Source organism: Achromobacter maghribensis (assembly GCF_057334215.1).
The window spans coordinates 389,953-416,605 of sequence record NZ_JBHFII010000061.1 but is presented as its reverse complement, the minus strand read 5'-3'; the positions used below and the strand labels follow the sequence as shown (position 1 = coordinate 416,605).

Below are 26,653 nucleotides of genomic sequence, written 5' to 3'. Positions count from 1 at the left end.
GCCCCCCCCGCGCGGCTTACTTCACCGCCTGGATTTTTTCCCAATCCGATTTCTGGTAGCCGTATTGCTCGAACGGCACCTTCTCCAGCACGGTCTTGCGGAAGTCATCGACATTGACCTCGGCCACGTTCAGCCCGCGCTTCTTGAACACCTCGACCATCTTCTTCTCGCTGTCGGCCACTTCGGACGACGCCTTTTCCGCCGCCTGCCGGGCGACTTCGGAGAAGATCTTCTTGTCCTCATCGGACAGGCTCTTCCACAACTTGCCCGAGATCACCGTGTTCAGGTGATCGACGATGTGGCCCGTCAGGATAATGTTCTTCTGCACCTCGTAGAACTTCTTGGCTTCGATGGTCGTCAGCGGGTTTTCCTGCGCTTCCACCGTGCCGTTCTGCAGGGCCAGGTAGACCTCGGCGAACGCGATGGGTGCGGTGTTGGCGCCACAGGCGCGCGGCATCGCCAGGTAGGCGGCCACGTCCGGCACGCGGATCTTCAGGCCCTTCATCTCGGCGCACTTGGTGAAGGCGCGGTTGGAGGTCGTCTGGCGCGTGCCGTAATAGGTGGTGGCGACGATGTGGTTGCCGCTTTTCTCGTCGTAGCCCCGCGTCAGCTCTTTGTAGATATCGCTCTTGGTGTAGGCGATCAAGTGCTCGGGATTGCGGAAGATGTAGGGGTAGTACGTGACGCCGATGCGGGGAAAGCTCTTGGCGGCGAAGCTGGACCCGGAAATGATCATGTCCACCGTGCCGAGCGTCAGCCCCTGGTTGATGTCGTTTTCCTTGCCCAACTGAGAGGCGGGATAGACATCGATGTGATAGCGGCCGTTGGTGCGTTTCTCGATTTCCTGCGCCGCCCACACCGACGAGGTATGGAACGGTTCGGACGTCTCGTACACATGCGCCCATTTCAGCTTGGTTTGCGCCAGCGCGCTGCCACTGACGGCCAGCGCGACGGCGGCAAACAGCACTTTGATAGCGTTGCCTCGATTCATGATGTCTCCTCTCTCTGAGGTAGCGAGTCCGGCGAATGTCGTCACGCGCTCGGCCCGCTTTATGTTTCACATGGGAATTTCACATACAGGTTGCACCTTGGTACAGCGACTACGGCTTCCCCGAAGGCGTCAAGACGCCGCCGGTTCTTTGCTATCGGCACGCAATGCGTCCGCCGCTGCCGGCCAACTGGCCGTCAAACGGTCAAACGAGCAGGAAAGATGGTGATGCATGGCGGCGCGCGCGGCGGCCTCGTCACCGGCCGCGATGGCGGCGATGACGCGGCGGTGTTCGGTAATGGCCACGGCCCAGCTGTCCGGGTTCTCGAAGTAGTCCCCCAGCTTCACGGACAAGGGGTTGTGGCGTTCGTCGAAGAGTTCGCCCACGACGCGCACCAGGACGGCATTGCCGGCCATTTCAGCCACGCGCAAGTGAAACAACCGGTCGCCGCGGATAGGCACGCTGCCCGCCTGGGCCTCGTCTTCCATCGCGCCCATCGCTTCCAGCAGGCCGTCGACCAGTGCGGGCACGGGGTTGCGCGCCGCCTGCGCGGCAAGTTCGCCTTCGATCGTCCAGCGCGCGCGGATGGTTTCCAGGGGGCTTTCGGCGGTCAGGCTGGCGCGCGGCGCGCCGGCCAGGCTTTGCACATACACGCCGGACCCCATGCGCACTTCCACCCAGCCTTCGACCTCCAGCGCAATCAGCGCTTCACGCACCGACGGGCGGGACACGCCAAGCTTCAACGCCAGGTCGCGCTCGGGCGGCAGCCGGGCGCCGACCGGAAATTCGCCGGCTTCGATCAGCAAACGGAGCTGGTCGGCGATCTGGCGGTACAAGCGGCGGGGCTCGATAGTCTGGATCGGCATGGGATCAGATGGAGGCAACGGCGAAAAGGTAAAGTGGCCTTACCAATTGACCAGAATCCTGCGCCAGCCTTTCCTCCGTCACAATTAGGGTTTGCCCATAGCCCCACGCCGCACTACGCGGGCAACCCTTATCTGTTAAAAAGCCGCCACACCCGGCAATCTTCCGCATCCATGACCTACGACCCGCAACACTCGCCCTTTAAAAGCACTGGCGGCCTGCGCCGCATCCTGAATGCGCTGCGCTACTCCTGGCAGGGGCTGAAAGCGGCCGTCAAATACGAGGCCGCCTTCCGCCAGGAACTGGCGCTGGCGGTGTTGATGATCCCGGCGGCGTTCTTCCTGGGCCGGACCACGGTCGAGGTCTTTTTCCTGGTGGGCACCGTGATCATGGTGCTGGCGGCCGAATTGCTGAACTCCGCCATCGAGGCGCTGGCCGATGCGCTGTCCGTCGAGCGCCATCCGTTGCTGGGGCGGGCCAAGGACCTGGGCAGCGCGGCCGTGATGCTGCTGCTGCTCTTCGCGGGCGCGGTCTGGATCGGGGTGGCCATCAGCCGTTTCGTCATGCATTGACACGGCCGGCCTCCCACGAGGGGCGCGCCAGTCTTTATACTGGGAGCCATGATGCCTAAATCGACGTCAGCCCCCACTCAACGCATCGTCATCGTCGGCGGCGGTGCCGGCGGCCTGGAATTGGCCGCCAAGTTGGGCCGGATCCATGGCCGACAACACATCACGCTGGTCGACAGCCGCCCCTTCCATATCTGGAAGCCATCACTCCATGAGGCGGCCGCCGGCACGCTCGACATCCACCAGGAAGGCCTGTCCTACCTGATGCTGGCCCACATGAACGGCTTTTCGTTCGCGCAAGGCCGCTTGCTGAGCGTGGACCGCGAACGCCGCCAGATCGTGGTGGACACCGTCAACGACGCGCAAGGCCAAGAGGTCCTGCCCCGTCGCGAGCTGGCCTACGACACGCTGGTGCTGGCCCTGGGCAGTACCTCCAATTTCTTCAATACGCCCGGCGCGGCCGACCACGCCGTGACGCTGGACACCACCGAAAACGCCGAACAGTTCCGCCTGACCATGCTGAAGGCCATGGCGCAGGTGGACCTGGCCAAAGTGCGCAACCCGTCGGCCCGGCTGGATCTGGTCATCGTGGGCGGCGGCGCGACTGGCGTCGAATTGGCGGTGGAACTCACCGAAGCCAGCCACGTGGTCAGCGCCTACGGGCTGCCGAACTTCCGCGCCGAACGCGACCTGGCCATCACGCTGGTCGAAGGCGCGCCGCGCATCCTGTCGGCCCTGCCCGAGAAAATCTCGGAAGCCGCCACCCACCGGTTGAAAGAACTGGGCATCGGCGTGGAAACGTCCTGCCGCGTGTCGGAAGTCACGGACGGCAGCGTCAAGACCGCCGACGGGCGCGAATTTCCCGCCCAACTGTGCATGTGGGCGGCCGGCATCAAGGGCCCGGCCCTGTTGGCTGATCTGGACCTGCCGCTGAACAAGCTGGGCCAGCTGGAATTGAACGAACGCATGGAAACGGCGGATCCGCACATCCTGGCGCTGGGCGACTGCTGCTCGGTCCCCTGGCGCGACGGGCGCACCGTGCCCGCCCGCGCCCAGGCGGCCCATCAGCAGGCCGATTACCTGGCCAAGAAGTTGACGGCGCGATTGCGCGGCTCAGCCGAGCCCGCCGGCCCGTACGTCTATCAGGACCACGGTTCGCTGGTGTCGCTGGGGCAGGACGCCGGGGTCGGCAGCCTGATGGGCAAGCTGGCCGGACGGGGACTGTTCGTAAGCGGTACACTGGCGCGCTTGATGTACATGAGCCTGCACCTGATGCACCACAAAGCAGTGCTCGGCATCTCTCGCACCGCCTCCCTGGCCCTGGCCCGCCTGCTTATGCGGCGCACGCGCCCCCGGGTCAAACTGCACTGAACTCCCCCATGAATTTCCTGCAAAAACTCGAACACGCCTGGACCACCAGCAACTCGCTCCTGCAAGTCGGGCTGGATCCCGACCCCCAACGCTTTCCGCGCGAATTGCAGGACAAGCCGGACGCCATTTTCCAGTTCTGCCGCGACATCGTCGACGCCACCGCGCCCTACGCCTGCAGCTTCAAGCCGCAGATTGCGTACTTCGCGGCGCATCGCGCCGAAGACCAGCTGGAAGCCCTGTGCCAGCACATCCGTGACAAGCATCCGGACCTGCCCATCGTGCTGGACGCCAAGCGCGGCGACATCGGCTCCACCGCCGAGAACTACGCGCGCGAAGCCTACGAGCGCTATCAGGCGCACGCCCTGACGGTCAGCCCCTACATGGGCCTGGACTCGGTTGAACCCTACCTGGCCTGGCGCGACCGCGGCGTGATCGTGCTGTGCCGCACGTCCAACCCCGGCGGTTCCGACCTGCAATTCCTGAAGATGGACAACGGCGAACCGCTGTACCTGCACGTTGCAGGGCTGGTGGCCGACAAATGGAACGCCAATGGCCAGTGCGGCCTGGTGGTGGGCGCCACGTTCCCGAATGAACTGGCCGCCGTCCGCCAACGCATCGGCGACGCGCTGCCCCTGCTGGTGCCCGGCATCGGCGCCCAGGGCGGCGACATCACCGCCACCGTGAACGCCGGCGCGAACGCCGCCCGCAGCGGCATGATGATCAACTCCTCTCGCGCCATCATCTACGCCAGCGGCGGCGACGATTGGCGAGAAGCCGCCGGCCGCGCGGCCATGGGCCTGCGCGACGCGATCAACGCGGTGCGTTGATCCCGGGATGTGGCCGGGCGGCCTTTTTGCCGCCGGGCCGCCCCAAGGCAAAAAAGCCCCCTCGGGGGGCAGCAAACACACAAAGCGTGTGCAGCGTGGGGGCCAACACCCGCCTAGCGCCGGTTGACCGGCGCTCCCACGAATTCCAGCAGCCCCCGCAACGCGTATTCCACGGCGGCCTGGCGCACTTGCGTCCGGTCCCCCGGGAACACGTGCGTCACGGCGCGGCTGGTGATGCCGTCGCCGACGCGCATCGCGAAGCCGAAGCACACCATGCCCACCGGCTTGCCCGGCGTGGCGCCGCCCGGTCCGGCAATGCCGGTCGTGGACACGCCCACATGCGCGGCGGGCGACACCAGCAACACGCCATTGGCCATTTCCAGCGCAACGGGTTCGCTGACCGCGCCGAAGTGATGCAGCGCATCGGGTGAAACATCCAGCTCGGCCACTTTGGCTTCGTTGCTATAGGTGACGAAGCCGCGCTCGAACCATTCGCTGGAACCGGCTACCGATGTCATCGCGCCGGCCAGCAAGCCACCGGTGCAGGATTCCGCGGTGCCAAGCATCCAGCCATGACGCCGCATCGCGTCGCCCAGTTGTTCGGCCAGGCCGACGGTCATCGCCTCGGTCAACTGCGCGGCCGACAGATTCAAACGCGATCCTGCTGCTTGTTGCTCGTTCATCCCAAGACTCCTGTACGCGCGACCAACGCCATCACCAGCAAGGCATAGCCGGCCGCCACGATATCGTCCCACATAACCCCGAAGCCGCCCTTGATATGAGCGTCGAAGAACTTGATGGGAGGCGGCTTGACGATGTCGAACAGGCGAAACAGCCCGAACGCCAGCAACTGCGACACCCAGCCGGCGGGCGTCAGCCAGAGCACCAGCCAGAACGCCACCATCTCGTCCCAGACCATTCCGACATGATCCGCCTGCCCAAGTTCGCGGCCCACGCGATGGCAGGCCCAGCACCCGTACAGGAAAGCCAGCGCCAGGAACACGCCAATCGCCAGGTCCGATGCGGCAGGCGCGGCCGCCACCCAGATGCCCCATGCCAGCAAGGTGCCCCAGGTGCCCGACGCCGGACGGATCAAGCCGCTGCCCAGGCCAAAGGCGATCAGCCGGCCGGGATCGCGGCATATCCAGGACAGCGGCGGATACTCGGCCCGCGAACGTTCGCGCATGGACGGGGATGGCTTATCGGTAAGGGACATGGCGTTCCTGGGCCGGGGGTAGAGGGGGATGTCGGTAAAAGCAGGCGAATCCGCCGGGATCACGCCGCGGGAAAGTGGTCGAAACCGGCCGGCAGCGTGGTCATCGGCTGGCCCTGCCCGTCCAGCACGGTCAGGCCCGGCTGCGCCAGCGTCTGGCCGATGCGGGTCACGCGGGCGTTAGCCGCCAGGCCAGCGGCCTGGACGGCGTCGCGTTTGGCGGCGGGCGCGGTAAAGCACAACTGATAGACGTCGCCGCCGCCCAGCACCGCGCGTTGCAACGGCGCGGCGTCCATCGCCGCCAAGGCCGCGGCCACCGGCATCCGGCTGAACTCGATGGACGCGCCCACCCCGCTGGCGGCCAGAATGTGGCCCAGGTCTTGCAGCAGGCCGTCCGACAGGTCGATGGCGGCGTGCGCGACGCCGCGCAGCGCCAATCCCAGCGCGACCTGAGGCTGCGGCCATTCCAGCGCGCCGCGGGTGGCGGCCAGCAAGGGCGCATCGGCCGGATACTGGCCGTCCAGCAGGCGGTAGGCCACGTCGGCCGCGCCCAGCTCGCCCGATACCCAGATGTCGTCGCCAGCCTGCGCGCCGTCACGCCGCAGCGCCTGGCTGGCGGGCACGGCGCCAAACACGGTGACGCTGATCGCCAGGTCATGCGCGCTGCGCGTGGTGTCGCCGCCAATCAGGGGGCAGCCATGCGCGGCGGCCAGCGCGTGAAAGCCGTCCGCGAACGCGGCCAGCCAGGGTTCGTCCAGGCGCGGCAAGGCCAGCCCCAGGACGCAGCCGATCGGCCAGGCGCCCATGGCGGCCAGGTCGGAAAGATTCACGGCCAGGGCTTTGTGGCCCAGGGCGCGGGGGTCTACGTCGGGAAAGAAATGCCGGCCTTCCAGCAGCAGATCAGTGCTGGTGGCGACTTGTTCGCCAGGCGGCACGGGAAACAGGGCGCAATCGTCGCCCACGCCCAGCATTCCTGCCGGCGCGGTCCGGGTGAAATAGCGCGCGATCAGATCGAATTCGGACGCCACGGCGACTCCGCTATCCGGCACGGCCGGCCGGCATTAACGCCCACATGGGACGTACAGTCCCGAAGATCATGCGCGGCGCACGCAACGGGGAAAAAAGCCCACCGCCGCGCGCATCGCAAGAAGCAAATGCCCCCAAAAACAGGGCCACGCGGAGCCGGCTCCGCCGGTCCGCAGAGGCGCCCCCCTGGGGGGGAAGCGCGCAGCGCTCGGGGGGGGGCTACCTCCTAGCGGCGGCCTGGACTTCGGTCGCACGCACGTCGGCGGCCAGCTTGTCGAGCACGCCGTTGACGAACTTGAAGCCGTCGGTGCCGCCAAACGATTTGGCCAGCTCGACCGCTTCGTTGATGGCAACCTTGTACGGCACTTCGACATGATGAATCAGTTCGAAGCTGCCGATCAGCAGAATGCCATGCTCAACAGGCGACAGCTCGGCCAGCGGGCGGTCGACATAGGGCGTGAAACGCTCGCGCAACGCGGGCGCTTCGCGCAGGACACCGTGCAGCAAGGTCTTGAACCACTGCGCGTCGGCCTCGGAAAAATCCTCGGTGTCGCGCAGGTGGGCGTCGATCTCGCCGGCGTCTTGCGTGCCTTCGCCACCGCGCAGCAGCCACGCGTACACGCCCTGCAGCGCGAATTCGCGTGCACGGCGGCGGGCGCTGCGCGCACTGGCGCGGGCTTGCGCCGCGCTATCAGCGCTGGTCGTCGTCTTCTTCGTCGTCAAAATCTTCGTCCTCGTCTTCGTCGTCTTCGTCTTCTTCCTCGGGTTCCAGCGCCGCCACCAGGTTGGCCATTTCAACGGCCACCTGAGCGCAATCGCGGCCCTTGCCGGCGGCGCGGGCTTGCGCCTGCTCGTCGGTGTCGACGGTCAACACGCCGTTTGCGACGGGGATGCCGGTTTCCAGGGAGATACGGGTGATTGCCATGGCCATTTCATTGCTGACCACTTCAAAGTGATAGGTCTCGCCACGGATGACGGCGCCCAGCGCGATCAAGGCGTCGAATTCGAACGTTTCGGCCATGTGCGACAGGGCCACGCCCAGTTCCAGGGCGCCGGGAACGGTCGCGACCATCACGTCGCGTTCGTCCACGCCCAGCTCGGCCAGTTCCTTCAGGCACGCTTCAAGTTCGGCTTGACCGATTTCTTCATTGAAGCGGGCGCGTACGATGCCGATGTGCAGCCCTTCGCCGTTCAGGTCGGGGGTAAGGATGTAAGGGTTCATGTGTCGGCCTTCAGTGTGTTGCGGAAGTATTCAGCGGGTCGCAATCGTAACCCGTAATGGTGAGCGAAAAGCCCGCCATGCTGGGCATCTTGCGCGGCCGAGCCAGCAGCTTCATCTGGCCTACATTCAGGTCGCGCAGAATCTGGGCGCCGATGCCGTAGGTGCGCAGCCCGAACCGGTCGGTGCTGGCGGCGGCGTCGGCCTGCGCCTTCGGGTCGTTCCAGCCGGCGATCTGGCCGAACAGGTGCTCGGTGGACGATTGGCAGTTCATCAACACCAGCACTCCTGCCGGAGCGGCCGCAATCGCCTGCAACGCTTTTGCCACGCCCCAACTGTGCGGGCTGGCGCCGGTGTCCAGCACGTCCAGCACGGAGGCCGGCTCATGCACGCGCACCAGCGTTTCGACGTCGGGGCTCACGTTACCATGCACCAGCGCCAAATGGGCAGAGCCCGTGGCGGCGTCTTCGTAGGCCACGGCCTCGAAGGTGCCCCAGGCCGTCTGCATGGGGCGCTTGCCCACGCGCTTGACGATGGATTCGTGTTCGCTGCGGTACTGGATCAGGTCGGCGATCGTGCCGATCTTCAGATTGTGCTGGCGGCCGAATTCCACCAGGTCCGGCAGGCGGGCCATGGTGCCGTCCGGCTTGAGGATCTCGCAGATGACCGCGGCAGGCGTCAGGCCGGCCATGGCGGTCAGGTCGCAACCGGCTTCGGTGTGGCCGGCGCGCACCAGCACGCCGCCGGGCACCGCGCGCACCGGGAAGATGTGGCCGGGCTGCACCAGGTCGGCCGGTTTGGCGTCGCGCGCCACCGCCACCTGGATCGTGCGGGCGCGGTCAGCAGCCGAGATGCCGGTTTCCACGCCTACCGCGGCCTCGATGGACTGCGTGAAATTAGTGCCGTATCGCGTGCCATTGCGGGCTGCCATCATCGGCAGCTCCAACTGGCGGCAGCGCTCTTCGGTCAGCGTCAGGCACACCAGGCCGCGGCCGTGCGTGACCATGAAGTTGATCGCTTCAGGCGTGACGAATTCGGCGGCCATGACCAGGTCGCCTTCGTTTTCACGGTCTTCTTCGTCAACCAGGATGACGATGCGGCCGGCACGAAGCTCGGCGATGATCTCGGCAACCGAAGCGATACCGAAGGATTCCGGCTCGGAGCCGGGCAAAGAGGACAACTGGACGGACATGGCGGGCACGCAAACCAGGCGGGAAAGCCCGGATTTTAGCGCCCCTGGCGCCAGATCCCCTATCGAACCGTCAGAACGGCTGCCGGCGGGGGGCATCCGGTTAAACTTTCGCCCGGAGACCCCCCTGAAAACGACACCCCCTCGAGGATAAAACCCATGCAAGCCCTTGCGGCCATGCCTTTGACCGTCGCGGCGGCGGTTCGCGTCGTCCTGACCGATATCGACGACACGCTGACCACCGAGGGCCGCCTGCCGGCCGACGCCTACGCCGCGCTGGAACGCCTGGAACAGGCGGGTATCCAGGTCGTGCCGATCACCGGCCGCCCGGCTGGCTGGTGCGACCACATCGCCCGCATGTGGCCGGTGCGCGCCGTGGTGGGGGAGAACGGCGCGTTCTATTACGCCTACGACCGCCAGGCCCGCCGCATGACCACCCACTACTGGACGGACGCGGCGTCGCGCCAGGCCAGCCGCAAGCAACTGGACGCCATCCGAGACCGCGTGCTGGCCGAGGTGCCGGGCTCGGCCGTCGCCAGCGACCAGGACTATCGCGTGGCCGACCTGGCCATCGACTTCTGCGAAGACGTGCCCGCGCTGCCTGATTCGGCCATCAGCAAGATCGTCCAGATCTTCCACGACGCCGGCGCCCAGGCCAAAGTCAGTTCCATCCACGTCAACGGCTGGTTCGGCGACTACGACAAGCTGACCATGACCCGCACGATGTTCCAGCGCGAATTCGGCGCGGACGTGGCCAGCGCGCTGGACAGCACGCTGTTCATTGGCGATTCGCCCAATGACGAACCCATGTTCGCGTACTTCCCTATTTCGGTCGGAGTGGCCAACATCCAGGCCCAGTTGCACCGCCTGACGCACCGCCCCGCTTTCGTCGCCGCCTTCCATGGCGGCGCGGGCTTCGTTGAAATGGCGGACCGGTTGCTGGCGGCCCGCCAGTCCGTGCAATCGCCGCACGCGCAACCGGCCTGAGGTCCGCATCCCGTGGCCACCACCAAGACACCCGCCCCCGCCGCCAACGACGGCCGCCGCAGCATCCAGTCCATCGAAGTGGGCGTGCCGTTGCTGGCCGCCCTGGTGGACGCCGCCAAGCCCCTGACCCTGCGCGACCTGGCCGCGGGCGCCGGCATGACGTCCGCCAAGGCGCACCCCTATCTGGTCAGCTTCATCCGCGTTGGCCTGGTGCAGCAAGACACCATCACCGGCCAATACGAACTTGGCCCCTTCGCCCTGCAGATGGGGCTGGTCAGCCTGCAACGGCTGGACCCCGTGCGCATCGCCATGCCCGAGATCGCCAAGCTGCAATCCGAGATCGGCCACACGCTGGGCATCGCGGTGCTGGGTTCCCACGGGCCCACCATGATCCACATGACCGAAGCCAGCTACCCGGTCCACGTGAACATGCGCAAGGGCACCGTCATGTCCATGCTGCACACCGCCACCGGGCTGGTGTTTGCCGCCTGGCTGCCGCCCAAGGTCAGCGAACACTACATTGCTCGCGAAGAAGGCGACACGGCCGTCATCGCCAGCGTGCCGCCCCCGCGCAAGGCATCACGGGCCAATATCGAAGCCCAGTTGGCCGATATCCGCGTGCACGGCATGGCCCGCGCGCTGGGCAATCCGCTGCCCGGCGTGGACGCCCTGTCCGTGCCGGTATTCGACAACACCGGCAACATCGTCCTGGGGCTGACCAGCCTGGGGCCCACGGGTCTTTTCGACGTGAGCTGGGACGGCACGATCGCGCGCCCGCTGCTGGCCTGCGCGCAGGAGATCTCACGCAAGCTGGGCTACCGGGGCTGAACCGGCGGATCCTGGCCAGGCGCATACCCGGCACGTTCGAATGATCGAAAATAAACGAACATAAAACGAACAATTCGAACAAAAGACGAAAAGAAAGGCAGGGACTTTCCCAAGTGTGCCCGTCCCCGCTTGTGTGGTTGAATTCAGCGAATATTCAAATTCGTCCCACAAGAGGAGACAAACCATGCACGCGATGCGTCTATTGCAAGCGGCCGCCCTGGCCGCATTCGCCGTTGGCGGCGCCACCGCCCAGGCCGCCGACACCTGCTCCAACCGGGGCGATCTGGACCAGATGTATTGCGACAACAACAAGGACCTGGTGGCCGATACGCCCACCGACGCGTCCAAGTTGAAAACGCCTTCGACACTGGTGTTCACCTACACCCCGGTGGAAGACCCGGCGGTCTACGAAGACATCTTCAAGCCCTTCACCAAGCACCTGTCGGAATGCACCGGCAAGCGCGTGGTGTTCTACCAGGTGCAAAGCAACGCCGCGGAAATCGAAGCCATGCGCTCGGGCCGCCTGCACGTGGGCGGCTTCTCGACCGGTCCCACTGCCTTCGCCGTGAACATCGCGGGCGCCGTGCCGTTTGCCGTCAAGGGCTATGCCGACGGCTTCCAGGGCTACAACCTGATCGTCATCGTCAAGAAAGACAGCCCCTACCAGAAGCTGGCTGACCTGAAGGGCAAGAAGCTGGCGCACACCGCGCCGTCGTCGAATTCGGGCCACATGGCGCCCGTGGCCCTGTTCCCCAAGGAAGGCCTGACGCCGGACAAGGACTACAAGGTGATCTTCTCGGGCAAGCACGACCAATCCGTCATGGGCGTGAACTCCGGCGACTATGACGCCGCCGCCGTGGCCTCGGACGTGTTCAAGCGCATGGTCGAACGCGGCCAGGTCAAGGAAGCCGACTTCCGCGTGATCTACAAGAGCGAGAAATTCCCCACCTCGTCATTCGCCTACGCGCATGACCTGGAACCGAAGTTCCGCGACCAGATGTTGAAGTGCTTCTACGACTACCGCTTCCCCGCGGAAATGTCGAAGGCCTTCGACAACGCCGACCGCTTCTATCCGGTGACCTATCAGAAGGACTGGGCCATCGTCCGCCAGGTGGCTGAATCGGGTGGCGAAAGCTTCAACCGCGCCGCCTACGACCGCGAATCCGCAAAGAGCAAGAAGTAATCCAGCATGACGACGTCGCTACGCATTTCCGGCCTGGTCAAGGAATACCGGGCCGGCCGGCCGGTTCTCAATGGCATCAACCTTGAAATCGCCGGCCAGGGGCTGACCGCCATCATCGGCCCTTCCGGCACCGGCAAAAGCACGCTTCTGCGTTGCATCAACCGGCTGATCGAACCCACCCAGGGCGAGATCGTGCTGCAGTCCAAGGATGGGTCGGTGGACCTGGCCCGCGTGCGCGGCGCGTCGCTGCGCCGCCCGCGCCGGCGCATCGGCATGGTGTTCCAGGAATACAACCTGGTCGAACGCCTGACCGTGATGGAAAACCTGCTGACCGGACGGCTGGGCTACACCTCGGCGCTCAAGGCCTGGATGCGCCGCTTTGAACCGGAAGACATCGAGCACGCCTACAAGCTGCTGGATACCGTCGGCCTGGCCGGCTTTGCCGACCAGCGCGCCGACGCGCTGTCGGGCGGCCAGCGCCAGCGCGTGGGCATCGCCCGCGCGCTGATGCAGCGCCCGCAGTTGCTGCTGGCCGACGAACCCACGTCGTCGCTGGACCCGAAGACCTCCGTTGAAATCATGGAGCTGCTGTCCGACCAGGGCAGCGCCACCGGCATTCCCGTCATCGTGAACATCCACGACGTGGAACTGGCCCGCCGCTACGCCACCCGCATCGTCGGCATGTCCGGCGGGCACGTGGTCTACGACGGCGATGGCCAGGGCCTGGACGCGACCATGCTCAAGACCATTTACGGAGGCGAGTCTTGGCTGGAATGACGCATCCCCGGGGCGTCCGCCCCTTCGCCATGTCCGGGCGCGCCAAGGCGGGCCTGGTGTTGCTGGTGATCTACACAATCTACGCCGGCGCGCAGCTGGATTTCAGCTGGGCGCGCTTTGAAACCGGCATGGGGCACGCGTCGACGTTTCTTTCGCGCATGTTCCCGCCTAATTTCGAAAAGCCCGCGACCTTGTGGAAAGGCATCGCGGAAAGCCTGGAAATCGCGGTACTGGCCTCGGTGCTGGGCATCCTGTTCGCGCTGCCGGTCGGCCTGCTTGGCGCCCGCAACATGATGCCCGCCTGGGTGTCGTGGCCCGCGCGTTCGCTGGTGGCGCTGTGCCGCGCCCTGCACCCGGTCATCGTCGCCATCCTGTTCGTCAAGGCCGTGGGCTTCGGCGCCCTGGCGGGCATCCTGGCGCTGACCGTGGCGTCGATCGGATTCATCGGTAAGCTGTTCACCGAAGCCATCGAGGAAATTTCGCTCAAGCAGGTGGAAGCCGTGCGTGCAAGCGGCGCGTCGTTTGCCAACGTGATCATCTTCGGCGTGCTGCCGCAGGTGTTCGCGCGCTTCATCGGCTTTGCCACTTACCAGTTCGATTCCAATCTGCGCAACTCCACCATGGTGGGCATCGTGGGCGCGGGCGGCGTGGGCGGCACCCTGTTCTCGGCCTTCCAGCGTTTCGATTACGACTTCGTCAGCGCCATCCTGCTGACGCTCATCGCCATCATCATGCTGGGTGAAATCATCGCCGGCTTCGTGCGCGCCGTGTTCCTGGACAACCTGGGTTTCGACCGCATTCTGCAAGGCCGTTTCGCGGGGGCCCGCGGCATCGGCTCCGGCAAGACGCCCGCGGCGCGCAAGGCGGAGGTGGAAGAATGAACGTCCATGCCTCCACCCTGAACCCCGCAGGTTCCCCTCGCGTCTGGCAGCGCTACAGCATGGGCCAGCGGCTGCTGCGCTTTGCGCTGTACCTGCTGGTGGTCGCGGCCATCGCGCAAGCGATTCGCGGCGTGGAAGTCATACCGGAATTCCTGTATGACGCGCCCGAGCAGATGGCGGACCTGTTCCGCCGCATGTGGCCGATCGACTGGGCCTACTACCCGGACGGCGTGCACCACGCGCTGATCGAAACGCTGCACATCGCTACCCTGGGCACCATCCTGTCCGTCTTCATGGCGGTGCCGGTGGGCCTGCTGGCAGCCAACAACCTGACGCCCAGCAAGACCATCAACATGCTGGCGCGATTGATCCTGGTGTCCAGCCGGTCGGTCAATTCGCTGGTGTGGGCGCTGCTGTTCATCGCCATCTTTGGACCGGGCGCACTGGCCGGCACGCTGGCCATCGCCTTTCGCTCCATCGGTTTCGTGGGCAAGCTGGTGGGCGAAGCCATCGAAGAAGCGCAGCGCGGGCCCATCGAAGCCGTGACCGCCACCGGCGCCAGCAAGGCATCGGTGCTGTGGTACGCCTACTGGCCGCAGATCCGTCCGGCGTTCTGGTCCATCGTGCTGCTGCGCTGGGACATCAACGTGCGTGAATCCGCCGTGCTGGGCCTGGTGGGCGCGGGCGGCATCGGCATGGCGCTGGACACCGCGCTGAACCTCTTCCAATGGGACCGCGTGGCGCTGGTGCTGGCCGCGATCTTCATTGTGGTCGTACTGGCCGAAATCATCATCACGCAGGCGCGCAAACGCATTCTTTGATCGCGTCCCTGTTTTACGCTTGTCGGTTTCCCCTGACCAGCGCTCCTTGGCGCCGCCTTTGAAAAAGGGCGGCGTTTTTTCTTGCCCGGCAAAAGCACGCGGCTTGTCCACAGGCTGCGTTCACGTCTATGCTCAATGTGAACAAAATATGAACGGTCATCAAATCCCGCCTCCGGGTTGATTAAGATCTCGGCTTTTGCCGTTGGACACCCCCCGCCATGTCGGAACAGGAATTGAAACTGCATGTGCCCACGGCTTCGCGCCAGGCCGTGCTGAAAGAGATCAAGCAACGCGAGGCCACGCGCATCCGCTTGCATGCCATGTATTTCGACACGCCGGAGCGCGAACTTGCGCGGGCGCGCATCGCCATCCGGCTGCGCCAGGAAGGCCGCGATTGGGTGCAGACGCTGAAGATGCCAGGCATCAACGCCATCACCCGCATTGAATTGAATCACCCGCGTCCCGGCCCCGTGCTGGACCTGTCGGTGTATGCCGGCACCGAGGTCGAAGCCGCGCTGTCCGCGGTCAAAGGCGAACTTGGCCTGCGCTACGAAACCGACGTGCAGCGCCTGCTGCGCAAAGTCCGCACGCGCTTCGGCACGGTGGAACTTGCGTACGACACCGGCATCTTGCGCGCCGGCGCGTTGGAACTGCCCATCTCGGAATTGGAATTCGAACTGGTGTCGGGCCGCCCGGCCGCCATCTTCGCTTGTGCACGCGGGTGGCAGCAGCGTCATAGCCTGGTGCTGGATCCCCGCAGCAAGTCCGAACGCGGCGACGCGCTTGCCCAGCTGGCGCAACGCCTGGCCGACGTGGACGCCATCCCGGGCGACGACCTTGAAACGCGCCGGGCCCAGGCCATCGCCCAATTCTGGGCGCCGCGCAGCGCGGCCGCCGTAAAGCTGCGCGACGACATGACACCGTCGCAGGCAATGGGGCGCATCGCCGCGGAATGCCTGGACCAGATCGCGCGCAACGCCGCGGTGCTGGCCGAGGTCGACACCGAAGGCGTGTACCGCGCCGGCAACTCCGAACACGTGCACCAGTTGCGCGTGGGCGTACGCCGCCTGCGCTCGGCCTGGAAGCTCTTCGATGGCTGGATCGCGCCGGTGCCCGACGCCATGCTGCAAGGCGTGCGCACGCACTTCGCCGCTTTCGGCGCCAACCGCGATCAAGACGTGCTGAACGAGACCGTGGCGCCCGCGCTCATCCGCGCCGGCATGCCCGTGATCCCCATGGAGGCCGCGCCGCCCGAACAGGACGCCCAGACCATCGCCGGCGGCAAGGCCTTCCAGGCCTGGCTGCTTGAACTGCTGGAATGGAGCCTGGACGTGCCGGCCGCGGTCCCCGCCAGCCCTGGCCATGCCATCGCCAACGGCACGCCCAGCGACACCGCGCCCGAGCCCGCCATCCGGCTGGAAGGCGGCATGGCCGGTCCCAGCGTCAAGCCCACCATCATCCCCATGTTGGCGCCGGAACCCGACCCGCAACACCTGCACAAGCAGTTGGCGCGCCGCCTGCACCGCTGGCACAGCAAAGTGGCCGACCAGGGCACGCAGTTCGCCAAGCTGGACGTTCCCACCCGCCATGAACTGCGCAAGCGCGGCAAACGGCTGCGCTACAGCCTGGCGTTCGCGGAATCGCTGCTGCCCGCGGCCAAGCTGCGCCGCTACCGCAAGCTGCTGTCCAAGGTGCAGGACGTGCTGGGCGAAATCAACGACCTGGCTGTCGCCCGCGACTACTACGAGTCGTGTACCGCCACGCATCCGCAAGCCTGGTTCGCGCTGGGCTGGATCAGCGCGCGCCTGGAAGAACTGGCGGACGAAGCGCAGAAAGCCTTCGACGACCTGGCGCGCAGCAAGCCCTTCTGGAAGTAATGGCTTCAAGCCGCGCCCGTCCTGGCCGCCCGGGCCAGGAGGGGCGCGCGCGTTTACCGCAGCGGCAAGTCAATTCGTGAATTCGTTTTCACCTGGACACGCATCTAGCACTGCGTTTCAAAAAAAGTGGCACGGCAAGCTTCGGGTCAGCTGTCTGTAAAACGAACGACATCCGACGCGCCAATACTGGATCGCTGTCGTCCGGCCCCCTGCGCCGGACGCACTCGTGGCCCGCAGCATCCGCCCGACATGCGTCCTGTGTGACGGCAACGGCCCCTGCGGGCCGTCAGCCCATCCACACTTACAGAACCATGGAAACCACTTCCCACTTGCTCGCCCATGCAAGACGAGGCCTTGCGGCCTTCTGCGCGCTGTCGCTCGTGTTTTCGCTGTCCGCCTGCGGCGGCGACGACAACGATTCGGACGAACCCGCTCCCCCGCCCACCACGACGCCCACCCCGCCGCCCGCCGCGTGCGCGTCGCACTGCGCCCCCTGAGCCCGTTCCCCTCCGACCTTCAACGACAGAGAAGCCAATGACGTTCGACGCCTCCAAAAGAAAATTCTTCAAGACCACGCTGGGAACCACCGCTGCCGTAAGCGCCTTGTCGATGTTCCCGCCCAGCATCCGCCGCGCGCTGGCCATTGAAGCCAGCAGCCCGACGGGCACCATCCAGGACGTCAAGCACGTCGTGATGCTGATGCTGGAAAACCGCTCCTTCGACGGCTACTTCGGCACCTTCCCCGGCGTGCGCGGCTTCGGCGACCGGTTCCCCATTCCGCTGGTCAACGGCAAGTCGGTGTTTCACCAAACGCGCAGCGACGGCACCGAAGAGTTGCCCTATCACCTGGACACGACGCTGGGCAACGCACAGCGTGCCGGCAGCACGCCGCACTCCTGGCCCGATTGCCAGGCCGCCTGGGACCATGGCCGCATGAACAAGTGGGCAAGCGTCAAGCAGCCGCTGTCCATGGGCTACTACGAGACCGCCGAAGTCCCTTTCCACCGCGCGCTGGCCGACGCCTTCACGCTGTGCGACAACTATCACTGTGCGATGCACGCGGGCACCATCCCCAACCGGCTTTTCTTCTGGACCGGCACCAACGGTCCCTCGGGCGACAACGTGTCGGTCGTGATGAACGAAATGAACGATGGCGCCGATGTGGGCCCGTCCACCGAAGGCTGGACCTGGACGACCTACGCCGACCGCCTGCAGCAGGCGGGAGTGAGCTGGAAGGTCTACCAGAACATCCCGGACAACTTCGGCTGCAACGAGATGATGAGCTTCCGGCACTGGCGCGCCGAAATCGAAAAGATGCCGGCGGACCGGCAGGTGACCAACCAGGGCGGCCCGGCCTACAACCCCGCCATCGACGATCTCTACAGCCCGCTGGCCAAGGGCTTTGGCAACACCATGCCCGACGGCGGCTTTCTACAAAGCCTGCGCGACGACGTGATGAACGGCACGCTGCCGGAAGTGTCGTGGATCATCCCGCCCGCTGCCTACAGCGAACACCCCGGCCCCTCCAGCCCCGCCAAGGGCGCGTGGTACATCCAGGCCGCGCTGGACGCCCTGACGCAATCGCCCGAGGTCTGGAGCAAGACCGTATTTCTGGTGACCTACGACGAAAACGATGGCTTCTTCGACCACATGCCGACGCCGTCCGCGCCATCGCGCAACGATGACGGCACGCTGGCGGGCAAGTCCACGCTGACGGACGCCGAGATGGCGTTCGAGTACTTCACCTACCCGCCTGCCACGCCCAAGCAGTTGACCGCCGACGGCAAGCCCTACGGCCCCGGCATGCGCGTGCCGATGTGGGTGATTTCGCCGTGGAGCCGTGGCGGCTGGGTCAATTCGCAGGTGTTCGACCACACATCCGCCCTACGCTTCCTGGAACAGCGTTTCGGCGTCGTCGAACCCAACATCAGCGCGTTCCGGCGCGCGGTTTGCGGTGACCTCACCTCGACGCTGAATTTCGTATCGCCCAACAGTGCCGCCCTGCCGACGTTGTCGGGCCGCACGACCAAGACGGACGCCGACGGCCTGACGACCTGGCAGGAATCGCAGCCTGCCATCGCCATCCCCACGCAACAGACGCTGGCCAAGCAGGCGCCCGGCACCCGACCCTCGCGCGCGCTGCCCTACGAGCTGCACACGAGCGCCCGCGAAGAGCCGCGCGAGAACCGCGTCAGGCTGCTATTCGCCAACGCCAGCAACGGTCAGGCGGCCGCCGTCTTCCACGTGTACGACAAGCTGCATCTGGACCGCATCCCGCGCCGCTATGTGGTCGAGGCGGGCAAGTCGCTGGACGACGCCTGGGACGTGTCCGCCGACAGCGGCAAGTACGACTTGTGGGTATTGGGGCCGAACGGCTATCACCGCGCCTTCGCGGGCGACTTGATGCAGACCGGCGGCGCGCAACCCGAGATCCAGGTGTGCTACGTGCCTTGCGACGACCCGCAGGTGCAAGTCAAGCTGCACAACAACGGCAGCCAGGCTTGCACATTCACCGTCAGCGCCAAGGCATACCGCAGCGACGGCCCCTGGACCGCCACCGTGCAAGCCGGCCAGACCGCCGAACTGAGCTGGCCGGTAAGCGAGAGCGGGCAGTGGTACGACTTTGCGGTGGCGTGCGAAGGCTATGCCGCGTTCCAACGCCGCTTTGCCGGCCGCATGGAAACGGGCAAGGACGGGGTCAGCGATCCGGCGATGGGCCAGGTGCCTGACGCGACGGCCTGACGGTAGGGCCGCGGCTCACTTCGCGGATTTCCGCGGATTGCCGCGTGCAAATGGCAACGGGGCGGCGCTTGCGCACCGCCCCGTTGTGTCGGACCTGCTGGCGGATCAGTCTGCCAGCAAGGCCGCGGCGAATTCGTCCGCCACGAAAGGCTGCAAGTCTTCGAGGCTTTCGCCCACGCCGATCCAGTAGACCGGGATCGGACGCACCCCCTGGCTGCCTGCGGCAACGGCCGCCAGCGTGCCGCCCTTGGCCGTGCCGTCCAGCTTGGTCACGACCAGGCCTGTCAGCGTGATGGCCGCGTCGAACGCGCGGATCTGCGCCAGCGCGTTCTGCCCGGTGTTGCCGTCCACCACCAGCAGCACTTCGTGCGGCGCGGTGGCGTCGGCCTTGCCGATGACGCGGCGAATCTTCTTCAGTTCTTCCATCAGGTGCAACTGCGTCGGCAAGCGCCCCGCGGTGTCCACCATGACCACGCCCATGCCGCGTGCGCGGCCGGCGTTGACCGAGTCGAACGCCACGGCGGCAGGGTCGCCGCCATCCTGCGCAATGACGCTGACGTTATTGCGGCTGCCCCATTCCACCAGTTGTTCGCGCGCGGCGGCGCGGAAGGTGTCGCCGGCGGCCAGCAGAACGCTGGCGCCCTGGCGTTGGAACGTGTGGGCCAGTTTGCCGATGGAAGTCGTCTTGCCCGCGCCGTTCACGCCGGCGATCATCACCACCAGCGGTTTGGTGCGGGTCAGGTCGAACGCGCGCTCCAGCGGACGCAGGTGATCGGCCAGCAACTGGCGCAGGGCCGTCTTCACCTTGGCCGGGTCTTCGATGCGTTCCTTCTTGACCCGCGCGCGCAGCGCGGTCAGCAGCTTCTCGGTGGCCTCCAGGCCCGCATCGGCCATAATGAGCGCCGATTCGAGTTCCTCGAACAGGTTTTCGTCGACCTTGACGCCGATGAAGATGCCGCCAATGCTCTGGCCGGTCCGCGACAGGCCCTGCTTCAACCGCGACAGCCACGACGCTTTTTTCGGCGCTTCGGCGGGCGCAGGCTCGACGGCCGGAGCGGGTGCCGGAACAGGTTCCGGTGCAGGAGCAGGAACAGGAACAGGTGCAGGTGCAGGTGCAGGCGCAGGCGCAGGCGCAGGCGCAGGCGCGGCAGGCGCTGGCGCTGAGGTCGGAGCCGGCGCGGGTGCTGCCACGGGCGCCACGGCGGGCGGTGCATCAAGCGGTGCGTTGACCGGCGTCGGCGCCTGGGCCGGCGCATCGGCGCGTGCGATCGGCGCTACAGTCGGAGCAGCCGGGGCTGTCTGCACGGTCGGTGCGACAGGCGCAGGCGCGGGCACCTGGTCGGGCACCGGCGCAGGCGTCGGCGCGGCAACCACGGGATTCGGAAAGGGTGCGGCCGGCGTGGCGGCCGGTGGAATCACCGGCGCGGCGGCGGGCTCCGCAGGCGCGACGGCGGCGTCTACGACCTCAGGCGGCGGCGCGGGCTGAGCCGGCGCGGCGGGCGGTGGGGATTTTTTCTTGAAGAAGCGGCTAAACATGGGTAACAAGTATATTCGTATCGTCGGTGGCCAATACAGGCGCACCCCCATCGCCGTGCCCGACGTGGAGACGCTGCGCCCCACGCCCGACCGGGTGCGCGAGACACTGTTCAACTGGCTGAATCACCTGTGGGCTGGCGAATTCGCCGACAAACAGGTGCTGGATCTGTTCGCCGGCAGCGGCGCCCTGGGGTTCGAGGCGGCCTCGCGCGGCGTGGCGCATGTGCAGATGGTCGAGCGGGACAAGACCGCTGCGTCCGCGCTGCGGACACTGCGCGACAAGCTCAAAGCCGACATGATACGCATCCATGTGGGCGACGCGATGCAGGTCGCCGAACGGATGGATGCGTCCCGATTTGACCTCATCCTGTTGGATCCGCCATTTGGCCAGGGCTGGCTCCCGCGACTCTGGCCCATCCTGCCGGGCATTTTGACCGAGCATGGGCTAGTCTATGTCGAGGCGGAAACCGCCATCGAAGCGCCGGAAGGATTCCAGATCTTGCGGCAGGACAAGGCAGGTGCGGTCCACTACCATCTGCTCGAATTTGCTGCATTGCGGAAATAGATCAATAATCCGAGCTTCGGAGGATGGTGTACACCACTAATAACGGTACGGAGCTCGCATGATCATCGCTGTATATCCCGGCACTTTCGACCCGCTGACCCGGGGCCACGAAGACCTGGTCCGCCGCGCGGCCACGCTTTTCGACAAAGTCGTGGTGGGCATCGCGCTTAGCCGCAACAAAAAGCCTTTCTTCAGCATCGACGAACGCGTGGAGATTGCCCGCGAAGTCCTGGGCCACTACCCCAACGTGGAAGTGCAGAGCTTCGGCGGCTTGCTGAAAGACTTCGTCCGCGACCAGGGCGGCCGCGTCATCGTCCGCGGCCTGCGCGCCGTGTCCGACTTCGAATACGAATTCCAGATGGCCGGCATGAACCGCCATCTGCTGCCCGACGTGGAAACGCTGTTCATGACCCCGTCGGACCAGTACCAGTTCATCTCGGGCACGATCGTGCGCGAAATCGCCCAGTTGGGCGGTGACGTCAGCAAGTTCGTGTTCCCGTCCGTCGAACGCTGGCTGCAGGAAAAAGCCAAAGAGCGCCGCGAACAGTCCTGGCCGGGCTGATCCGCCACGCGCCGCACCATCCCTGAAGGGCGCGATTTCGCGCCCTTCTTGCGCTTTCCGGCCCGGCAGTACAATGTGAGCCGCCCCTGGCTTTCCTCCGCTGCCCATCATGGCCCTGCTGATCACCGAAGAGTGCATTAATTGCGACGTTTGCGAGCCCCAGTGCCCGAACGACGCGATTTCCATGGGCGACGACTATTACGTCATCGACCCCGACAAATGCACGGAGTGCGTCGGCCATCACGACGAACCCCAGTGCAAGGTGGTGTGCCCGGTGGAGTGCATTGAACTGCACCCGCAATGGAACGAAGGCCAAGAGCAGCTCATGGCCAAATACCGCCGCCTGACCGGTGCCGCATGAGCGACACGACGCAGACGGGCATCAACCTTCCCTCTCCGTCGCCAGCTCCCCACCACGCGCGCCGTGACGTGTCCGCCTCGGCGGTCGCCGCCGGCCTGGTCGCCGTGCTGGTCAGCTTCGGCGGCACCGCCGTCCTGATGGTGCAGGCCGGCCATGCCGCAGGCCTGAACTCGGCGCAGATCGGTTCCTGGATCGGCTCGTTGAGCCTGGCCTTCGGATTCGGCGGCGCGTTCTACAGCCTGCGCACCGGGCTGCCCATCGTCATGGCCTGGTCCACGCCCGGCGCCGCGCTGCTCGTCACGGCGCTGGTCGGCGTCCCCTTCAATGAAGCAATCGGCGCCTACGTGCTGGCCGCCAGCCTGACATTGCTCTGTGGGCTATTTGGCTGGATCGATCCCATCCTGCGCCGGATCCCCGGCGAAATCGCCGCCGCCATGCTGGCCGGCGTGCTGCTCAACTTCGGCATGGGCATCTTCAGCAGCGTCGGCAAGCAGCCCGCGCTGGTCCTGGCGATGTGCGCCACCTATCTGGCCTGCCGGCGCTGGGCGCCGCGCTATGCCGTGCTGGTGGTGATGGTGATCGCCATCGCGCTGGCCTTCGGGCTGGACCTGATTCGCCTGGACTTGCTGGACTGGCACCTGACGGAATTCGTCTGGACCACGCCCACCTTCAGCGCCCAGGCCATCGTCAGCCTGGGTATCCCGCTGTTCGTCGTGGCCATGGCGTCGCAGAATCTGCCCGGCCTGGCGATCCTGCAAGCCGCCGGCTATCGCCCCCCTGCTTCTCGCATCGTGGCCGCCACGGGCCTGCTGGGTTTGCTGGCCGCCCCCTTCGGCGCGCACAGCGTCACCATGGGCGCCATCAGCGCGGCCATCTGCACCGGCCCCGAAGCGCACCCCGACCCCGCCAAACGCTATATCGCGGCGGCGACCTACGGGTTGGGCTATGTCGGGTTAAGCGTCGTGGCGGGCGCCGTGGCGGTGTTCTTCCAGGCCTTGCCCGCGGCGCTGCTGGCCGCGTTGGCCGGTCTGGCGCTGCTGGGCACGATCATGGGCGGCATGGCCGCCGCGATGGCCAACCCGCAGCGGCGCGAAGCGGCGCTCATCACCTTGCTGGCAACGGCGTCGGGGTTCAGCTTCTGGGGAATCGGGTCGGCCTTCTGGGGCTTGGCCGCGGGCCTGCTGGCCCATACCGCATTCGAATACAAGCGCGCCAGGTTGGGCGCCTAGTCCGCCGGATGGCTCCGGCGGGTGATCTGGCTCAAGCGGGCCAGGCGGCCACGGGCGTATCCGGGTGCACCTTCATGATGCGGCAAGGCACCTGCACGAAGTTCGAGATCCAGGCCGCGGCCAGTTCCCCTTCGTCGATCACGTCGATGGTCTGCTCACCCACCTTCATGCTGTAGCGCACGCTGTCGTCGTCTTCGATGACGTCCAGCGGAATATCCATGCGCAGCATGCCCGGCGCCTTCAGCACCAGATAACCCAGGCGCAGCTCAACCGACACGTCGGCAAGCCGGGGGCACAATTCGCGGTTCAACCACTGGCCGGAATCGTTAGCAATCAGCCATTGCCGGTGATACGCGGCCGCGGCCGACTGCGACGTGACGCCGCATTCCGCGATGGGCTGGAAATTTTCGGTGCTCATTTGCCCAGCAATCCCTTCAAGGCCTTATCCAGCGGCGCGCCATTCTTGCCCTTGCCCGTGACGGCTTCCCGCAGCTTGTTTTCCAGGCTGCGTTTGAGGATGTTGCCGATGGCGTCCTTCCACAGCACGGTATAGGTCGGCTTGTCGAAATGGCCCTTCACGTGCACCGGGATCGTCACATCTTTCAGATCGATCAGTTCCTTGCCCTCGGGATCGGCAGCCGGGTTCACGACACGCGCGCGCGCCACCAGGTCCAGCTCGCTCTTCACGAAGTCGATGGTGGCCGGTTCGCCCTGCGTGACGCGCAGCAGCGGCGATACGACGTTCAAGCGCTTCACGGCAGCCACGCCCTTGGTGAAGGCCAGATCGGCGTCCATCTCCGAGAATTGGGTCTGCTTGCTGGTGTCGGCGGCCACGGTCTCGTCTTGCGACTCGGGCTTGAACGCCGCCTTCAACTCGCGCAGCGTCTGCGTCAGGTTGATACCCTTGACCGCGCCATCGCGCAGGCGCACCTGCACGGTGCCGCCCAGGCCGCTCTTCATTGCATAGACGTTGGCGCCGCCCGTCTTCAGGTCCAGCGCCAGGCTGCCCGTGCCGCTCAGCACGTTCCGGTTCGCCAGGTCCATCAGCAACGGTTCGATGGCAATACCCGCCAACGACATCTTGGTGGCCAACTGGTTGCCCTGCGCGGCGTCCACGGACAACGCGCCGGCCAGCTTGCCGCCGTACAGGCCTGCGGTCAGGCTGGAGATGTCGAGTTTGCCCTTGTCCAGCTTGACCACCGCGGCAACTTCGTCGGCCTTCAGGCCGCGCACGACCAGCTTGCCGACCTTCAAGGTGCCGTTGACGCTTGGGCCCACCAGCGCGGACAGATCGATCGAATCGTCCACGGGCGCGGCGGGTGCCGCAGGCTTGGACTCGTCTTTCTTGCCTTCGGCGGGCGGCTTGGCCGGCGCTGCCGCGACGGGCGGCACCAGCTTGTCCAGGTCCAGCGTATCCACCGCCAGGGCGAACTTCACCATCGGCGTATCGGAGAGCTTGGTGATGTCGGCGCTAAGGTCGAACTTGCCGCCTTCCAGCACGGCGTTGATCTTGCTGCTGGCCTGGTCCTTCAGCAGGTCCACGGTCAGGCTGCCGATCACGGGAATCTGCAAGCTGCCCTTGGGCAACCCCGGGTCGGTAATGTTGACGTCGCCACGCAAGCCGGACAGGCCGCCACTGCGTTGCAGCAGGTTCAACGTCAGCGGCGAAGCAAAGTTCAGCTTCACCACGCGTTCGCCGTTCTTGGAGGTGCTGTCGACCTTGGCTTCCTTGATGTCCAGCTCGCCGGCGTTGCCGCTGATGCCGTTCAGGCCGAAGCTGGCGTCCAGGCCGCTGAGGCGCACGCGGCCGGTCAGCGCTTCGCCGGTGGCCGACGCGGGCGAGATATTCAGCGCAGGCGCGTCCACCGCCAGTTCAAACGGGCCGTCCGGGGAAGAGCCCTTGGCGCGCACCGCCAGCTTTTCGATCTGCAGTTGGCTCTTGTGCGGATCGATCGCCAGTTTGGGCATGGCCACGCTGGCTTCCACATTGGTGGCGCGCGCGGCGGGATCGGTGATGTCGCCTTGGAAAACCACTTCCAGGCCCGCCACGTCCAATGCCGACTTCTGGCCATTGAAGGCCAGGTTGCCGCGCATGGCCAGGCTCTTGGCCTCGGCGCCGGGCAGCTTGCCGTCCATGCGCAGATCCAGCTTCTGGGCCGCGTAGCGCTTGGCCGACGGGTCAAGCGTCAGCAAGGCCTGGCCGGTCAGGTTGGCGTCGACACGCGGGTTGCCGCCTTCGACGCGCGCCGTCAGGCGCACATCGAACGGCTGGTTGAACGTGACGCGGCCGGTGTTGGCGTTGATCTTCGTCACGGCCACGGCCATGCCCGAGATCGCGTCCTGCAACTGCACTTCGCCATCCTTCAGGTCCAGCCCGGCGATGTCGATCTGCATGTTGTTGCGGGTCTGCGGCAACGTGCCGCTGGTGATGGCCTGGGCCGCGGTCTGGGCCGCCCCCACCAACGCTTCGGCGGGATTGGCCGGCGCGGTCATGATCACGGGCGTGCCGCCCACGAGGTTGCTGAAATTGAACTGGCCGTCCTTGTCCCGCACCACGCGCGCCTTGAAGCCGCTGATGGCCACATGGTCCACCACGAAGCTGTTCGACAGCAACGGCCAGACCGCGACCGCCAACCGAGTGCTTTCGATGGAAGCGAAGGTGTCGGAGCTATTGGGCTCGGACAGCGAGACGCCCTGCACCGACAGGCCGATGCGCGGGAAGAGCGACAGCTCGATCTCGCCATCGATCGTGAGGGTGCGGTGATAGCGTTCCTGCACAAGCTCTTCCAGCTTGTACTTGTACGCGTTGGGATCGAATGTCAGCAAGAAGATGGCCAGGCCAACGACGGCCACGACAACCAACACCACCAGGCCTATCAAAATGCGCTTGAACCACGTTTTCATTGCCGCCCCGTCGGTACCTCGACTGGAAATCCTTGAATGCCGTCCACCGCGCCATGGCGCGGGGATGGTGCTTATAGCGGTGGAAAACCACGCGCCAATTGGAGCTGTGTGCCTTTTAGGGCGAGTCCTCGCT

At 65.9% G+C, this 26,653-nt stretch carries 26 protein-coding genes; 15 read left to right on the top strand and 11 right to left on the bottom strand.

The window, feature by feature from the left end; translation table 11 throughout:
• Nucleotides 1–16: 16 nt before the first annotated feature.
• Both ACE039_RS27895 and ACE039_RS27890 read right to left on the bottom strand, forming a co-directional pair.
• Nucleotides 17–991: a sialic acid TRAP transporter substrate-binding protein SiaP gene (locus ACE039_RS27895; RefSeq protein ID WP_105560362.1), complete on the bottom strand. Its 975-nt coding sequence runs from the start codon at nucleotides 989–991 to the stop codon at nucleotides 17–19.
• A 129-nt stretch (nucleotides 992–1,120) separates the two neighbouring features.
• A complete protein-coding gene (locus ACE039_RS27890) occupies nucleotides 1,121–1,855 on the bottom strand; it encodes a FadR/GntR family transcriptional regulator (RefSeq protein WP_105560361.1) in 735 nt (244 codons plus the stop codon).
• A 171-nt stretch (nucleotides 1,856–2,026) separates the two neighbouring features.
• On the opposite strand from ACE039_RS27890, the gene ACE039_RS27885 reads away from it, so the two are divergent.
• Genes ACE039_RS27885 through pyrF form a run of 3 tightly spaced genes read left to right on the top strand, consistent with a single transcriptional unit; the run spans nucleotide 2,027 to nucleotide 4,620 of the window.
• Nucleotides 2,027–2,425 (top strand): diacylglycerol kinase, encoded by a 399-nt coding sequence (locus ACE039_RS27885; protein WP_105560360.1) that lies wholly within the window; start codon nucleotides 2,027–2,029, stop codon nucleotides 2,423–2,425.
• Nucleotides 2,426–2,473: 48 nt separating this feature from the next.
• A complete protein-coding gene (locus tag ACE039_RS27880; RefSeq protein WP_448713205.1) occupies nucleotides 2,474–3,793 on the top strand; it encodes an NAD(P)/FAD-dependent oxidoreductase in 1,320 nt (439 codons plus the stop codon).
• 8 nt (nucleotides 3,794–3,801) lie between these two features.
• Nucleotides 3,802–4,620: an orotidine-5'-phosphate decarboxylase gene (gene pyrF / locus ACE039_RS27875; protein WP_006227618.1), complete on the top strand. Its 819-nt coding sequence runs from the start codon at nucleotides 3,802–3,804 to the stop codon at nucleotides 4,618–4,620.
• Nucleotides 4,621–4,733: 113 nt separating this feature from the next.
• Here pyrF and ACE039_RS27870 read toward each other — a convergent pair whose 3' ends face one another.
• The 6 genes from ACE039_RS27870 to ribBA all read right to left on the bottom strand — a co-directional run bounded on the left by ACE039_RS27870 (nucleotide 4,734) and on the right by ribBA (nucleotide 9,270).
• Nucleotides 4,734–5,303, bottom strand: a complete 570-nt coding sequence (locus ACE039_RS27870) for a CinA family protein (RefSeq protein WP_485823919.1) — start codon at nucleotides 5,301–5,303, stop codon at nucleotides 4,734–4,736.
• Nucleotides 5,300–5,806 (bottom strand): phosphatidylglycerophosphatase A family protein, encoded by a 507-nt coding sequence (locus tag ACE039_RS27865; RefSeq protein ID WP_105560357.1) that lies wholly within the window; start codon nucleotides 5,804–5,806, stop codon nucleotides 5,300–5,302. Before ACE039_RS27865 ends, ACE039_RS27870 begins: the two co-directional genes overlap by 4 nt.
• An 89-nt stretch (nucleotides 5,807–5,895) precedes the next feature.
• Nucleotides 5,896–6,861, bottom strand: coding sequence for a thiamine-phosphate kinase (gene thiL / locus ACE039_RS27860; RefSeq protein WP_485823918.1), 966 nt, complete (start codon nucleotides 6,859–6,861; stop codon nucleotides 5,896–5,898).
• A 217-nt stretch (nucleotides 6,862–7,078) separates the two neighbouring features.
• Nucleotides 7,079–7,582: a transcription antitermination factor NusB gene (gene nusB, locus ACE039_RS27855; protein WP_105560355.1), complete on the bottom strand. Its 504-nt coding sequence runs from the start codon at nucleotides 7,580–7,582 to the stop codon at nucleotides 7,079–7,081.
• Nucleotides 7,551–8,081, bottom strand: coding sequence for a 6,7-dimethyl-8-ribityllumazine synthase (ribH, locus tag ACE039_RS27850; RefSeq protein ID WP_006227613.1), 531 nt, complete (start codon nucleotides 8,079–8,081; stop codon nucleotides 7,551–7,553). Before ribH ends, nusB begins: the two co-directional genes overlap by 32 nt.
• Before the next feature lie 10 nt (nucleotides 8,082–8,091).
• Nucleotides 8,092–9,270 carry a bifunctional 3,4-dihydroxy-2-butanone-4-phosphate synthase/GTP cyclohydrolase II gene (gene ribBA / locus ACE039_RS27845; protein WP_105560354.1) on the bottom strand — a complete coding sequence of 393 codons (1,179 nt, stop codon included), beginning with the start codon at nucleotides 9,268–9,270 and terminating at the stop codon, nucleotides 8,092–8,094.
• A 156-nt stretch (nucleotides 9,271–9,426) separates the two neighbouring features.
• On the opposite strand from ribBA, the gene ACE039_RS27840 reads away from it, so the two are divergent.
• The 8 genes from ACE039_RS27840 to ACE039_RS27805 all read left to right on the top strand — a co-directional run bounded on the left by ACE039_RS27840 (nucleotide 9,427) and on the right by ACE039_RS27805 (nucleotide 19,363).
• Nucleotides 9,427–10,254 carry an HAD-IIB family hydrolase gene (locus ACE039_RS27840; protein ID WP_485823917.1) on the top strand — a complete coding sequence of 276 codons (828 nt, stop codon included), beginning with the start codon at nucleotides 9,427–9,429 and terminating at the stop codon, nucleotides 10,252–10,254.
• A 12-nt stretch (nucleotides 10,255–10,266) separates the two neighbouring features.
• Nucleotides 10,267–11,082, top strand: coding sequence for an IclR family transcriptional regulator (locus ACE039_RS27835; protein ID WP_105560352.1), 816 nt, complete (start codon nucleotides 10,267–10,269; stop codon nucleotides 11,080–11,082).
• A 184-nt stretch (nucleotides 11,083–11,266) separates the two neighbouring features.
• Nucleotides 11,267–12,265, top strand: coding sequence for a phosphate/phosphite/phosphonate ABC transporter substrate-binding protein (gene phnD, locus ACE039_RS27830; RefSeq protein ID WP_485811285.1), 999 nt, complete (start codon nucleotides 11,267–11,269; stop codon nucleotides 12,263–12,265).
• A 6-nt stretch (nucleotides 12,266–12,271) separates the two neighbouring features.
• Nucleotides 12,272–13,042, top strand: a complete 771-nt coding sequence (phnC, locus tag ACE039_RS27825; protein WP_485823916.1) for a phosphonate ABC transporter ATP-binding protein — start codon at nucleotides 12,272–12,274, stop codon at nucleotides 13,040–13,042.
• Nucleotides 13,039–13,923, top strand: a complete 885-nt coding sequence (phnE, locus tag ACE039_RS27820) for a phosphonate ABC transporter, permease protein PhnE (RefSeq protein WP_310031675.1) — start codon at nucleotides 13,039–13,041, stop codon at nucleotides 13,921–13,923. Before phnC ends, phnE (ACE039_RS27820) begins: the two co-directional genes overlap by 4 nt.
• Nucleotides 13,920–14,744 (top strand): phosphonate ABC transporter, permease protein PhnE, encoded by an 825-nt coding sequence (gene phnE / locus ACE039_RS27815; protein WP_105560348.1) that lies wholly within the window; start codon nucleotides 13,920–13,922, stop codon nucleotides 14,742–14,744. The genes phnE (ACE039_RS27820) and phnE (ACE039_RS27815) overlap by 4 nt, the downstream gene beginning before the upstream one ends.
• 218 nt (nucleotides 14,745–14,962) lie before the next feature.
• Nucleotides 14,963–16,621, top strand: coding sequence for a CYTH and CHAD domain-containing protein (locus ACE039_RS27810; protein WP_485823915.1), 1,659 nt, complete (start codon nucleotides 14,963–14,965; stop codon nucleotides 16,619–16,621).
• Between the two features lie 534 nt (nucleotides 16,622–17,155).
• Nucleotides 17,156–19,363: a phosphocholine-specific phospholipase C gene (locus tag ACE039_RS27805; RefSeq protein WP_485823914.1), complete on the top strand. Its 2,208-nt coding sequence runs from the start codon at nucleotides 17,156–17,158 to the stop codon at nucleotides 19,361–19,363.
• Between the two features lie 105 nt (nucleotides 19,364–19,468).
• Here ACE039_RS27805 and ftsY read toward each other — a convergent pair whose 3' ends face one another.
• A complete protein-coding gene (gene ftsY, locus ACE039_RS27800) occupies nucleotides 19,469–20,563 on the bottom strand; it encodes a signal recognition particle-docking protein FtsY (RefSeq protein ID WP_485824090.1) in 1,095 nt (364 codons plus the stop codon).
• 334 nt (nucleotides 20,564–20,897) lie between these two features.
• Between ftsY and rsmD the strand changes: the two genes are divergently transcribed.
• From rsmD to ACE039_RS27780, 4 genes are all read left to right on the top strand, one after another.
• Nucleotides 20,898–21,464 carry a 16S rRNA (guanine(966)-N(2))-methyltransferase RsmD gene (gene rsmD, locus ACE039_RS27795; RefSeq protein WP_313457265.1) on the top strand — a complete coding sequence of 189 codons (567 nt, stop codon included), beginning with the start codon at nucleotides 20,898–20,900 and terminating at the stop codon, nucleotides 21,462–21,464.
• Between the two features lie 58 nt (nucleotides 21,465–21,522).
• Nucleotides 21,523–22,026 (top strand): pantetheine-phosphate adenylyltransferase, encoded by a 504-nt coding sequence (gene coaD / locus ACE039_RS27790; protein WP_006227601.1) that lies wholly within the window; start codon nucleotides 21,523–21,525, stop codon nucleotides 22,024–22,026.
• A gap of 109 nt (nucleotides 22,027–22,135) precedes the next feature.
• Nucleotides 22,136–22,387, top strand: coding sequence for a YfhL family 4Fe-4S dicluster ferredoxin (locus tag ACE039_RS27785; protein ID WP_006221659.1), 252 nt, complete (start codon nucleotides 22,136–22,138; stop codon nucleotides 22,385–22,387).
• Nucleotides 22,384–23,616, top strand: coding sequence for a benzoate/H(+) symporter BenE family transporter (locus ACE039_RS27780; protein ID WP_105556913.1), 1,233 nt, complete (start codon nucleotides 22,384–22,386; stop codon nucleotides 23,614–23,616). The genes ACE039_RS27785 and ACE039_RS27780 overlap by 4 nt, the downstream gene beginning before the upstream one ends.
• Nucleotides 23,617–23,647: 31 nt before the next feature.
• Here ACE039_RS27780 and ACE039_RS27775 read toward each other — a convergent pair whose 3' ends face one another.
• Both ACE039_RS27775 and ACE039_RS27770 read right to left on the bottom strand, forming a co-directional pair.
• Entirely contained in the window at nucleotides 23,648–24,034 is a 387-nt protein-coding gene (locus ACE039_RS27775) for an MOSC N-terminal beta barrel domain-containing protein (RefSeq protein WP_105556914.1), read from the bottom strand.
• On the bottom strand, nucleotides 24,031–26,520 hold the full coding sequence (locus tag ACE039_RS27770; protein ID WP_485823913.1) for an AsmA family protein: 2,490 nt from the start codon (nucleotides 26,518–26,520) through the stop codon (nucleotides 24,031–24,033). The genes ACE039_RS27775 and ACE039_RS27770 overlap by 4 nt, the downstream gene beginning before the upstream one ends.
• Between the last annotated feature and the right edge of the window lie 133 nt (nucleotides 26,521–26,653).